This window comes from Acinetobacter sp. QJM3NY_42 (assembly GCF_056173745.1).
The window spans coordinates 744,192-756,441 of record NZ_CM149689.1 but is presented as its reverse complement, the minus strand read 5'-3'; the positions used below and the strand labels follow the sequence as shown (position 1 = coordinate 756,441).

The window sequence follows — 12,250 nt, the reverse complement described above, 5'->3', positions numbered from 1 at the left end:
AGACTTGAAAAAAAGTGTACCAGTCAGTACACTTTGCTTCAATTTATGGCTCCTAACTGATCAGTTAGAATACAAGGTTGCTGCATGCCCTACCTGTTCTTGCTTATTGCTTGCCTTATGCTTGTCCTTAGCGGACTGGTATCTTACATCCCTGCGCTTCAGGAATGGGATGTGGCACAAGTAAAGTGGTTCAGCCAGCACCGAACAGAATCCCTTAATATTGTTGCAATGTTCTTATCTAAAATAGGTGGTTCAGTTGTCATAGGATTTGTTGTACTGCTTTGGTGCTCAAGACTGGCATGGTATAAAAAATATAAAACCGTTATTTTTATTAGTTTCGGAATGATCGGCAGCGGCACGCTGGTCTGGTTATTGAAATGGTGGATTGCAAGGCCCCGACCCTTAGAAATATATCACCTGGTTCAGAGCTACGGCGCCTCATTTCCAAGTGCCCATAGTGCATATGCTGCAAGCTTCGCTTGTCTGTTGCTCTTCTTACTTCGCAAGCATCGTTATTATGTTTGGATTTTCCTTGCTGCGAATAGCTGGTGGATTATTATGGGAATTTCACGGGTTTATCTCGGGGTTCATTACCCAACCGATGTTTTAACGGGTTGGAGTATTAGTTTTATTTGGATCTCTCTGCTTTGGCTATGGTTTCGTCATAATCAGTCAGGCAAAAATAATTTATTTTTAGATAAAAATCTAAATGAGGTGGAACAATGACATCGGCAAAGCTTTGGGCACCGGCCCTTACCGCTTGTGCTTTAGCAACAAGTATCGCACTTGTGGGTTGTAGCAAAGATCCAAAGGATGCACAAACAGGCGCGGCTGCTCAACAAATGCCACCACCTGAAGTAGGTGTCCTGGTTGCTCAGCCACGAAGTGTAGAACAGTCTGTTGAACTCTCTGGACGTACCTCACCCTATCAGATTTCTGAAGTACGGCCACAGGCAAGCGGTGTAATCCAGAAACGTCTGTTTACTGAAGGAAGCTATGTCCGTCAGGGGCAGGCTTTATATGAAATTGACTCGCGTACCAACCGCGAAAATGTAGCAAGTGCTCGTGCTACATTGAACCGCCAGCAGGCAAACCTGAATGTTCTGCGTGTAAAAGAAGGCCGTTATCGTCAGCTGGTAGGTACCAATGCGATTTCAAGACAGGAATATGATGATATTGTAGCTCAGGTAAAACTGGCACAAGCTGATGTTAACGCCTCTCAGGCAGAACTGCGTAATGCAGAGATTAATCTGGGCTACTCTACTGTACGGGCTCCAATTTCAGGTCAATCTAGCCGCTCTTCAGTTACAGCAGGCGCACTGGTGACGGCCAGCCAGACTGAACCTTTAGTTACCATTCAGCAGCTTGATCCAATTTATGTCGATATTAACCAGTCAAGTGCTGAACTGCTGCGTCTGCGTCAACAGCTGAACCAGGGTAACCTGAGCAGCAGTAACAACACTAAAGTTAAACTGCGCCTTGAAGATGGAAGCGAGTATCCGATTGAAGGGAATCTTGCATTTTCTGGCGCCAGTGTTGATCCAGAAACCGGCACAGTGACTCTACGTGCAGTATTCTCCAACCCGAATCACTTGCTGTTACCGGGTATGTATGCGACTGCAAAAATCGTACAGGCAGTGATTCCAAATGCAATGCTGATTCCACAGGCTGCAATTACCCGTCTTCCGACAGGACAGGCGGTTGCCATGATCGTAAATGCTAAAGGCCTTGCAGAAAGCCGTCCGGTACAAACTGCCGGTGTGCAAGGTAAAGACTGGATTGTGACTAGCGGTATTCAGGCAGGTGAACGTGTCATTGTAGAAGGCATTGCCAAAGTTAAAGAAGGCCAAAAAGTGAACCCTAAACCTCTACAGCCTCAGGCAGCGGCCCAGGGAAGCAATAACGCAAAACCAGCTCAACAGGCCAAACCACAAGCTGAACAAAATGCTACTTCAAATACATAAGGGGTAGACTGAATGGCTCAATTTTTTATTCATCGCCCCATATTTGCATGGGTGATTGCGCTGGTGATCATGCTGGCGGGGGTACTTACTCTCACCAAAATGCCGATTGCACAGTATCCGACGATTGCTCCACCGACCGTGACGATTGCGGCAACTTACCCGGGCGCTTCTGCTGAAACTGTTGAAAATACAGTGACCCAGATTATTGAACAGCAGATGAACGGTCTGGACGGGTTACGCTACATTTCTTCAAGTAGTGCCGGGAATGGTCAAGCGTCTATCCAGCTGAATTTTGAACAAGGTATTGATCCGGACATTGCACAGGTTCAGGTTCAAAACAAACTGCAGTCTGCAACGGCTCTGCTTCCTGAAGATGTACAGCGCCAAGGCGTGCGGGTAACCAAATCTGGTGCCAGCTTCTTGCAGGTCATTGCATTTTATTCACCTGATGATTCCCTGTCAGATGCTGATATTAAAGACTACGTTAACTCAAATATTTCTGAACCTTTATCACGTGTTGCAGGTGTGGGTGAGGTACAGGTATTTGGTGGCTCTTATGCCATGCGTATCTGGCTCGATCCTGCCAAACTAAGCAGTTTTCAGCTGACTCCAAGTGATGTAGCTAACGCCATCCGTAGCCAAAATGCTCAGGTGGCAGTGGGTCAGTTAGGCGGTGCGCCACTGACTAAAGATCAGGTGCTAAATGCTACAGTTACTGCACAAAGCCTGTTGCAGACTCCTGAAGAATTTAGCAATGTATTTTTGAAAAATACTGCAAGTGGTGCACAAGTCCGTATTGGTGATGTCGCCAAGGTGGAACTAGGCAGCGCAGATTACGGTTTTATTTCAAAATATAATAATAAACCAGCGGCCGGTGTAGCCATTAAACTTGCGACAGGCGCCAACGCACTCGACACTGCTGAAGCAGTCGAGGCACGCTTAAAAGAGTTACGTACCAGCTATCCTCAAGGGATGGTAGACGTGCTGGCATTTGATACTACTCCGTTTATCAAACTTTCAATTGAAAGTGTGGTTCATACACTGGTTGAAGCAGTCATTCTGGTCTTTATCGTGATGTTCCTGTTCTTGCAGAACTGGCGCGCCACTATTATTCCAACACTTGCTGTTCCGGTTGTTGTTCTAGGTACTTTTGCTGTAATTAATATTTTTGGTTTCTCGATTAATACCCTCACCATGTTCGCCATGGTACTAGCAATCGGTCTGCTTGTAGATGATGCGATTGTTGTGGTGGAGAACGTTGAACGTGTTATGGCAGAGGAGCATCTTGATCCGGTTACTGCCACAGAACTTTCAATGAAACAAATTTCTGGTGCCCTGATTGGTATTACATCAGTGCTAACCGCAGTATTCGTACCCATGGCGTTCTTTGGGGGCACTACCGGGGTCATCTATCGGCAGTTCTCGATTACTCTGGTTACCGCAATGATCCTGTCGTTAATTGTAGCGCTTACCTTTACGCCGGCGCTCTGTGCGACACTGCTCAAACAGCACGATCCAAATAAAGCACCAAGCAATAATATTTTTGCCCGCTTCTTCCGCTGGTTTAACCATAAGTTTGACCGGATGTCTCACCGTTATCAGAATGGTGTAAGCAAACTCCTGCATCACCGTATTATTTCTGGCGTGTTTTATGTTGTGGTGATTGGCATACTGGTGCTGCTGTTCCAGAAACTGCCTTCTTCATTCCTTCCAGATGAAGACCAAGGTGTAGTCATGACGCTGGTACAGCTTCCACCTAATGCATCACTAAGCCGTACTGAACAGGTAGTTGACACCATGACCGGCTTTTTCCTTGAGAATGAAAAGGAATATGTCCAGTCTGTATTTAGTGTTGCAGGCTTCTCGTTCACTGGTGTAGGACAAAATGCGGGTCTGGCATTTATCAGATTAAAAGACTGGAGTGAGCGTACTACCCCTGAAGCACAGATTGGTGCAATTATCCAGCGTGGTATGGCACTGAACGTTATTGCTAAAGATGCCAGCTACGTTATGCCTTTACAATTACCTGCCATGCCTGAACTGGGTGTGACTGCGGGCTTTAGCTTCATGCTGAAAGATGCAGGTGGTAATGGCCATGAAAAACTGATGGCTGCCCGTAATGCAATTTTAGGTATGGCTGCCCAAGACCCGCGCCTGATGGGTGTGCGTCCAAATGGTCAGGAAGATACGCCACAATATAAAATTTCGATTGACCAGGCTCAGGCCGGTGCAATGGGAGTAAGTATTGCTGATATCAACAGTACTATGAGTATTGCGTGGGGCGGGTCTTATATTAATGACTTCGTAGATCGTGGCCGTGTAAAACGTGTCTATGTACAGGGTCAGGCAGACACCCGGATGATGCCTGAAGATCTGGACAAGTGGTATGTGCGTAATAACCAGGGCCAGATGGTCCCATTCTCAGCCTTCGCAACTGGTGAATGGACTTATGGTTCACCTCGTCTTGAACGTTATAACGGTATCTCATCGGTTAATATTCAGGGTACACCTGCCCCGGGTGTGAGTTCTGGTGATGCCATGCTGGCAATGCAGGAAATCATGGCCAAGCTGCCAAGTATGGGTATGCAGGGATATGATTATGAATGGAGCGGTTTATCACTTGAAGAAAATGAAGCCGGCTCGCAAACTGCTGCATTGCTTGCCCTTTCAATCCTGATCGTATTCCTGTGTCTTGCTGCACTTTACGAGAGCTGGTCTATTCCATTCTCGGTACTCATGGTTATTCCATTGGGTATTGTGGGTGCCGTAATACTGACGTTCTTAGGTATGATGATTTCGAAAGATCCTAACCTCTCGAATAACATCTACTTTAAAGTTGCAATTATTGCGGTAATTGGTCTGGCTGCGAAAAATGCTATTCTGATTGTCGAATTTGCAAAAGACCTGCAAGAAGAAGGTGAAGAACTGTTAGAAGCTACGCTGCATGCCGCAAGAATGCGTTTGCGTCCAATTATCATGACCACATTAGCATTTGGTTTTGGTGTACTGCCGCTTGCCCTATCTTCAGGCGCCGGTGCAGGCAGCCAGCACTCGGTGGGTTACGGTGTTTTGGGTGGCGTCATCAGCTCAACATTACTGGGTATCTTCTTTATTCCAGTATTCTATGTATGGATCCGTAGCATTTTTAAACAGAAACCAAAAAACAGAAATAATCAGGAGCAAATATCGTGATGCAAAATTTCTGGACTTTAACAGGTCGCGGTTTTGCTTTGTCTGTTCTAGCGCTTGCCCTGACTGCATGTCAGAGCATGCGCGGTCCGGAGCCAGTCGCTAATGCCAATATTCCCAACAATTATATTGAAGCAGATAGTGGAACCTCGATTGCGGCACAGGGCTATAAAGACTTTTTTTCAGATGAACGCCTGAAATCGGTGATTGATCTGGCCCTGACCAATAACCGTGACCTGCGTACGGCGACCCTGAACATTCAGCGAGCCCAGCAGCAGTTCCAGATCTCTGAAAATAACCAGCTCCCTACCATTGGTGCCAGTGGTAGTGTACTACGCCAGGACAACCTGAACAGTCAGGGTCGTGGTCCGACTACTTCATACAATGTAGGGCTGGGTGTAACAGCTTATGAGCTGGATTTTTGGGGTCGTGTCCGTAGCTTGCGAGATGCAGCACTAGACACCTTCCTGGCTACGCAGACTGCTCGTGACTCTACCCAAATCAGCCTGATCAGTCAGGTGTCACAAGCCTGGCTCAACTATTCATTTGCCAGTGCCAATCTGGACCTGGCTGAACGTACACTGGCTGCCCAGCTTGAATCCTACAATCTGAACCGGAAACGTTTTGATGTCGGGATTGATTCTGAATTACCCGTCCGTCAGGCACAGATTTCTGTTGAGACTGCTCGTAATGACGTAGCGAATTATCGCACCCAGATTGCACAAGCCCGTAACCTGCTCAATTTACTGGTGGGTGAACAGGTTCCTGACAACCTGTTGCCACCAAAGCGTATTAGCCGTGTAACGAACCAGAATGTCCTGTCAACCGGTCTGCCAAGTGATCTGCTGGTTAACCGTCCGGACATCCGTACTGCTGAATATCAGCTGAGTGCCGCTGGAGCCAATATTGGGGCTGCACGCGCACGTCTGTTCCCGACGATCAGCCTGACTGGTTCGGCTGGCTATGCCTCAACTGACCTGAGTGACCTGTTCAAATCAGGTGCATTTGTCTGGTCGCTTGGCCCAAGTCTGGATATTCCAATCTTCGACTGGGGTACGCGTCGTGCCAATATTGCTATTACTGAAACAGATCAGCAGATTGCCCTGTCAGATTATGAGCGTTCAATTCAGGCTGCATTCCGTGAAGTTAATGATGCACTGGCTGTTCGTAAAAATATTGGTGACCGTGTCGCTGCACAGCGTCGTCTGGTAGAAGCCACCAATACTTCCTATCGTCTGGCAAATGCACGCTTCCGTGCCGGTATTGACAGCTATCTGACTGTACTTGATGCACAGCGTGCTTCATATGCAGCCGAGCAAGGCTTGTTGCTCCTTGAACAGGCCAATCTGAATAATCAGGTAGAACTGTATAAATCTCTAGGTGGTGGGGTTAAAACCACCAGTTCTGATTTGATTGCTCGCCCGGCTTCAACTGCTGAACAAAAAGCAAACCGTGAAGCGAAAGCTGTACAGTAAGCATAATTTATAAGAGAGCCCACTTCGGTGGGCTTTTTTATTGCTTTTCAAGTCCAAATTTTCTATCTTCAACTATGAACAAAAGGAAAATAAGATGTTATTAAGCAATCTAGAATCTGTTCCGGGTCACCACATTACCAGGCAAATTGATGTGGTCTATGGCAGCACGGTCCGTTCTAAGCATGTCGGACGTGACTTTATGGCTGGTCTGAAAAATATTGTAGGCGGAGAACTTAAAGGTTATACCGAATTATTAGAAGAATCCCGTCAGGAAGCCATGAACCGCATGATTGAAAAAGCCCAAAATCTGGGTGCCAATGCAATTGTCGGGATTCGTTTTTCTACCTCAAATATAGCACAAGGTGCTTCTGAACTGTTCGTATATGGGACTGCAGTCACCGTAACTCCAGTTGCACCTTCAATTCCAGATCCGTTCTCTTCATAAAATCACACAGGATGCCGGGTTATGGACGCTTTGATTTTTAAGATCGGAATTTTTATAGTGCTGTTCGTGGTTGGCTGGGCATTTGGGCGCCATGTCGAATACAAACATCTGCGTGAACTCGAAGAAAAAGAAAATATGCTGGCACATATTACTGTTGATAATCAGCGCTTTCATACCACCTTGAATACCGGACAGCTCGTCTCGAGCAATGTAGTCATCTCACACGACTATTTTAAATATGTGATTGCCAATATTCAGAATTTTTTTGGTGGCCGGCTCACTGCTTATGAAAGTATTGTAGAAAGAGCTCGGCGTGAGGCAATTATACGTTTAAAGCAAGAAGCTCAGCGTACAGGAGCAACCCATATCATGGGTTTACGCCTGAGTACCACTGAACTCGGAATGCAGGGTGGCATGGTTGAAGTATTTGCCTACGGCACAGCAATTAAAACCACATAAATCATTTTTAGCAGGGGGACTGAACAGGGTTTGCAGTTCTCTCCCAGCCCTCCAAAAAAGAAGCACAGGTCACTTTACTTTCATTTTACGGATCATTTTATATAGCAGCTTGGGTGATAGGCGAGATACCAGTACGCCCAGCTTTTCCTTGTGGCCTCCTACGACAATATATTCTTCCCCGGCCAATAAGGCCTCAACCGTAATTTTGGCAAACTGTTGTGGTTCCAGACCATTTTCTATGGCTTCATCTTGATGACCTTGTGGCTTGCCTTCTCCATTTAAGGCATTAAATGACACATTGGTTTTCACAAAACCGGGGAAAATTACAGAAACGCCTATACCCTCCTGAGCAACTTCAGCACGCAGACTATTGGCCCACATATGGATTGCTCCCTTGGCCGCCGAATAGGACGCGCGATACTGAGTACCCAGTAGTCCTGCTACACTTGAGACAAAGGCAATCTGTCCAGACTTCTGCTGGATAAAAGTGGGCAAGACTGTTTTGGTCAGAAATACCTGTGAGAAATAATCGACTTCCATGATGGCACGTTCGGTCTGCATAGTGGTATCCTGAATCAAGGCACGCTGGCTGAGGCCTGCATTATTGATGAGCCAGTCAATGCGGCCTTTAGCGGCCAATACCTGATCATAAGCATGACGTACCTGTCTTTCATCTGTTATATCCATAGGAACAACCAGATGATCTTGTGCATTGGGCAAAGCCAGACGAACTTTTTCCAGCTCATCATAACGGCGCGCGCTCAGGACCAGCTTTGCTCCTAAAGCTGCACATTCTTGTGCCAGCGCCTTACCCAGACCTGAAGATGCGCCAGTGATCCAGACGATTTTATTGTTTAATTGCGGACTTGCCATTTTTCTCTGCCTTTTATTGCTGGTCAGTTAACAACTTTTTATTAGGCTTTTTGCATAAAGTCCATGAAATGTTCAATATATGCATTGGCCTGTTCCTTTTGGAGCTGAGTCCCAATTTTTTCCAGACGTTTATAGCCTAAATGGGTAGTCATATGAATTACGCCACTTAAGGTCTTGTCAATAAATACATTAAATTTAAGCTGCTTCTTCGGTTCACGGATCAGGCAGGTCACGCCAAGATCAATAATATGAATAAGCAAGGCAAAAGCTCGTGGCACTGCACTCAGCTGGCCTGCACGAATCTGTTCAACGGTCTCCAGTACATCCTGCATGAGCTGCATATGTACGTCATAGCGGATCCAGATTTGCCGGTCATGTTCACAGATCAGTCCTGCAAAATAGTTGACCAGTGGCAGCAGGCGCTCATTACTAAAAAATGAAATCGCCCAAGGCAGGTATTTACGTAAAGTTTCCAGTATTTGCCTGACCACCTGCCGGTTTTCTTTAATTTCTTTTGTATCCTCAGCGTTTATGCTATTGGCCTGCTTTAAAATCAGTTCACTAAAGGCCTGCTCAATAATTTCACAGGCAATTTCGCTGAGTACCCCACCCAGCATTTCAGCCTGACTTGCTTTTACCCCGGCATTTAACTGCATGCGAATAACTTCAAAACGGCTGTAAGAGGATTCACTCAATTTGAGAAATACAGCATAGCTCATGAAGGTTGTTTCCTTATTTTTCACTACTTATATTTTCTATCTGAATGCTTAAAGGCCTCGATACGGCCTTAAAGCAGCTTAAATCTACCGTGTTTCAGCATAAATACAAAATTATTTGTCGGGTTTTACTGCATTAAAAACAGATATTTTTTTGCTACAATGAGTACAATTTTTTATTGGCTTTTGATCTCTTAAAACTATGACCGATTCAGCTCAGAATATTGCAACAACCTACGATCCAACCGAGATCGAGAAAAAATGGTACCAGACCTGGGAAGAGCGTGGCTATTTCAAGCCATCTGAAAAAGGTGAGTCATTCTGTATTATGATTCCGCCGCCAAATGTCACTGGTAGCTTGCACATGGGTCATGGTTTTAATAATGCCATTATGGATGCCCTGACTCGCTATAACCGTATGTCAGGTAAAAATACGCTTTGGCAGCCAGGTACGGACCATGCTGGTATCGCAACCCAAATGGTGGTTGAGCGCCAGCTGGCAGCACAAAATATTAGCCGTCATGACCTGGGCCGTGACAAGTTCATCGAGAAAGTCTGGGAATGGAAAGAACAGTCTGGTGGCAATATTACCCGTCAGATCCGTCGTCTGGGTTCTTCGGTGGACTGGTCACGTGAACGCTTTACCATGGATGACGGTTTATCCAATGCAGTTAAAGAAGTCTTCGTAAAACTGCATGAAGAAGGCCTGATCTACCGTGGTAAACGTCTGGTGAACTGGGACCCGAAACTGCAAACGGCCCTGTCTGATCTTGAAGTTGAATCGGTTGAGGAAAAAGGTTCTCTCTGGCACTTTAAATATTTCTTTGAAGATAAAACGCTGCGTACCCAAGACGGCCATGATTACCTAGTGGTCGCCACCACACGTCCAGAAACCCTACTGGGTGATACGGCAGTTGCTGTACATCCTGAAGATGAACGCTATGCGCACCTGATTGGTAAAAATATCGTATTACCGATTACTGGCCGTTTAGTACCTGTGGTTGCCGATGAATATGTAGAAAAAGATTTTGGGACCGGCTGCGTAAAAATCACCCCTGCACATGACTTCAATGACTATGAAGTAGGCAAGCGCTGCGAACTGCCCATTATCAATATCTTCAACAAAAATGCAGAAGTACTGGCTGAGTTTGAATATATTGCCAAAGCTGGGGAACAAATTTCTAAAACCATCCCTGCCCCAGCAGATTATATTGGTCTAGAGCGTTTTGAAGCACGTAAGAAACTGGTTGCACACGCCGAAGCCGAAGGCTGGTTAGACCAGATTCAGCCTTATGACCTCAAAGCACCACGTGGTGACCGTTCAGGCGTTATTGTTGAGCCATTGCTGACTGACCAATGGTATGTAAAAATTGCCCCTCTTGCGAAGCCGGCCATCGAAGCAGTGCAAGACGGTCGGATCAAGTTTGTTCCTGAGCAGTACAGCAATATGTACATGGCGTGGATGAACAACATTCAAGACTGGTGTATCTCGCGTCAACTGTGGTGGGGTCACCGTATTCCGGCCTGGTACGATGCTGAAGGCAATGTCTATGTGGGCCGTGATGAAGCAGAAGTTCGAGCAAAAAACAATATCCCTGCCGATGTTCAGTTAGACCAAGACGAAGATGTACTGGATACCTGGTTCTCATCTGGTCTTTGGACATTCTCGACTTTAGGCTGGACTGGCGATGAAGCCAAAGATAAAGCCAACTATTTCTTAAATACTTTCCACCCGACTGATGTACTGGTGACAGGTTTCGACATCATCTTCTTCTGGGTTGCCCGCATGATCATGCTGACCATGCACTTCATGAAAAATGAAGATGGTACGCCTCAGGTGCCGTTCAAAACTGTGTATGTACATGGTCTGGTACGTGATGGCGAAGGTCAGAAGATGTCTAAATCTAAGGGTAACGTACTTGACCCATTAGACTTGATTGACGGTGTGGATCTTGAAACTTTGGTACAAAAACGTACTACAGGTTTGATGAACCCGAAACAAGCGGCGAAGATTGAAAAATCGACGCGTAAAGAATTCCCCGAAGGTATTCAAGCTTACGGTACTGACGCAGTTCGTTTCACATTCTGTGCGCTTGCCAACACCGGACGTGACATCAAGTTCGACATGAAGCGTGTTGAAGGCTACCGTAACTTTGCCAACAAGATCTGGAACGCAACGCGTTTCGTGATGATGAATGTCGAAGGTCAAACCATTGGTTCAGAAGCACGTCAAGACCTTTGGGAATTGCCTGAACAGTGGATCGTAAGCCGTCTGCAAAAAGCGGAACAAGCAGTGCAAACAGCATTTGCAACCTACCGTTTAGACTTGGCTGCGCAAGCGATTTACGAGTTCATTTGGAACGAATACTGCGACTGGTATGTAGAGTTAACTAAACCAGTATTGAACGATGCGAACGTATCTGATGAGCGTAAAGCTGAAGTTCGTCGTGTTCTTCTTGCGGTGATGGAAGCGTCTTTACGTCTTGCACATCCGTTAATGCCGTATTTGACAGAAGAAATCTGGCAAACGCTTGCACCGAAACTTAACATTTCGGGCGAAACGATTATGCTTGCACAGTACCCTGTTGCTGACCAAGCACTTATCAATGACCAAGCTGAAGCAGATATGCAATGGCTTCAAGGTTTGATTGGTGCGGTTCGTAACATCCGTGGTGAGATGGGTTTAGGGAATGCGCGTTTGTTGCCTGTTCTTCTGCAAAATACTACTGATGCTGAAAAAGCACGTATTGACCGTATTGAGCCGTTGTTTAAAGCATTGGCAAAAGTTGAGAGCATTACATTCTTAACTGATGACGAACAACCACCATTGTCTTCTTCATCTGTAGTCGGTCATGTATCTGTATTCGTTCCAATGAAGGGCTTAATTGATCCTAAAGCGGAATTGGGTCGTCTACAAAAAGACTTAGACAAGGTTCAAAAGCAACATGACCAAATTGCAACTAAACTTGCAAACGAAGGTTTTGTAGCGAAAGCACCTGCTGCTGTGGTTGAAGGCGAGAAAGTGAAACTTGCTGAATTTGCTGATCAGTTAGCGAAGATTAAAGCGAATATGGAGCAGATTGCGGCGCTTTAATTTATTGCTAAATTATTAAAAATAAAGCTAAAACC

The 12,250-nt window shown here is 45.9% G+C and carries 9 protein-coding genes; 7 read left to right on the top strand and 2 right to left on the bottom strand.

All coding sequences use genetic code 11. The annotated features are described in order from the left end of the window. Positions 1-84 precede the first annotated feature (84 nt). The 6 genes from AC0VYT_RS03515 (at position 85) to AC0VYT_RS03490 (ending at position 7,532) form a co-directional block, all read left to right on the top strand. Positions 85-726 (top strand): phosphatase PAP2 family protein, encoded by a 642-nt coding sequence (locus AC0VYT_RS03515; protein WP_005015876.1) that lies wholly within the window; start codon positions 85-87, stop codon positions 724-726. Then, on the top strand, positions 723-1,964 hold the full coding sequence (locus AC0VYT_RS03510; RefSeq protein ID WP_005015877.1) for an efflux RND transporter periplasmic adaptor subunit: 1,242 nt from the start codon (positions 723-725) through the stop codon (positions 1,962-1,964). Before AC0VYT_RS03515 ends, AC0VYT_RS03510 begins: the two co-directional genes overlap by 4 nt. 12 nt (positions 1,965-1,976) lie before the next feature. Then, complete coding sequence (locus AC0VYT_RS03505) at positions 1,977-5,156, top strand: efflux RND transporter permease subunit (protein ID WP_005015879.1); 3,180 nt, start codon at positions 1,977-1,979, stop codon at positions 5,154-5,156. Next, complete coding sequence (gene adeK / locus AC0VYT_RS03500) at positions 5,156-6,628, top strand: multidrug efflux RND transporter AdeIJK outer membrane channel subunit AdeK (protein ID WP_005015880.1); 1,473 nt, start codon at positions 5,156-5,158, stop codon at positions 6,626-6,628. Before AC0VYT_RS03505 ends, adeK begins: the two co-directional genes overlap by 1 nt. A gap of 94 nt (positions 6,629-6,722) precedes the next feature. After that, positions 6,723-7,073, top strand: coding sequence for a YbjQ family protein (locus AC0VYT_RS03495; RefSeq protein ID WP_005015884.1), 351 nt, complete (start codon positions 6,723-6,725; stop codon positions 7,071-7,073). A gap of 21 nt (positions 7,074-7,094) precedes the next feature. Continuing rightward, on the top strand, positions 7,095-7,532 hold the full coding sequence (locus tag AC0VYT_RS03490) for a YbjQ family protein (RefSeq protein WP_005015886.1): 438 nt from the start codon (positions 7,095-7,097) through the stop codon (positions 7,530-7,532). Positions 7,533-7,601: 69 nt separating this feature from the next. Here AC0VYT_RS03490 and AC0VYT_RS03485 read toward each other — a convergent pair whose 3' ends face one another. Both AC0VYT_RS03485 and AC0VYT_RS03480 read right to left on the bottom strand, forming a co-directional pair. Continuing rightward, positions 7,602-8,405, bottom strand: coding sequence for an SDR family oxidoreductase (locus AC0VYT_RS03485; protein ID WP_005015888.1), 804 nt, complete (start codon positions 8,403-8,405; stop codon positions 7,602-7,604). 41 nt (positions 8,406-8,446) lie between these two features. Then, complete coding sequence (locus tag AC0VYT_RS03480) at positions 8,447-9,124, bottom strand: hypothetical protein (RefSeq protein WP_005015890.1); 678 nt, start codon at positions 9,122-9,124, stop codon at positions 8,447-8,449. A gap of 199 nt (positions 9,125-9,323) precedes the next feature. On the opposite strand from AC0VYT_RS03480, the gene AC0VYT_RS03475 reads away from it, so the two are divergent. After that, positions 9,324-12,215 carry a valine--tRNA ligase gene (locus AC0VYT_RS03475; protein WP_005015891.1) on the top strand — a complete coding sequence of 964 codons (2,892 nt, stop codon included), beginning with the start codon at positions 9,324-9,326 and terminating at the stop codon, positions 12,213-12,215. Positions 12,216-12,250: the final 35 nt, after the last annotated feature.

Excerpts from the sequence above, each read along its gene's own strand:
- AC0VYT_RS03515 (WP_005015876.1), top strand. The coding sequence starts at position 85 with ATGCCCTACCTGTTCTTGCTTATTGCTTGCCTTATGCTTGTCCTTAGC.
- AC0VYT_RS03510 (WP_005015877.1), top strand. The coding sequence starts at position 723 with ATGACATCGGCAAAGCTTTGGGCACCGGCCCTTACCGCTTGTGCTTTA.
- AC0VYT_RS03505 (WP_005015879.1), top strand. The coding sequence starts at position 1,977 with ATGGCTCAATTTTTTATTCATCGCCCCATATTTGCATGGGTGATTGCG.
- adeK (WP_005015880.1), top strand. The coding sequence starts at position 5,156 with ATGCAAAATTTCTGGACTTTAACAGGTCGCGGTTTTGCTTTGTCTGTT.
- AC0VYT_RS03495 (WP_005015884.1), top strand. The coding sequence starts at position 6,723 with ATGTTATTAAGCAATCTAGAATCTGTTCCGGGTCACCACATTACCAGG.
- AC0VYT_RS03490 (WP_005015886.1), top strand. The coding sequence starts at position 7,095 with ATGGACGCTTTGATTTTTAAGATCGGAATTTTTATAGTGCTGTTCGTG.
- AC0VYT_RS03485 (WP_005015888.1), bottom strand. The coding sequence starts at position 8,405 with ATGGCAAGTCCGCAATTAAACAATAAAATCGTCTGGATCACTGGCGCA.
- AC0VYT_RS03480 (WP_005015890.1), bottom strand. The coding sequence starts at position 9,124 with ATGAGCTATGCTGTATTTCTCAAATTGAGTGAATCCTCTTACAGCCGT.
- AC0VYT_RS03475 (WP_005015891.1), top strand. The coding sequence starts at position 9,324 with ATGACCGATTCAGCTCAGAATATTGCAACAACCTACGATCCAACCGAG.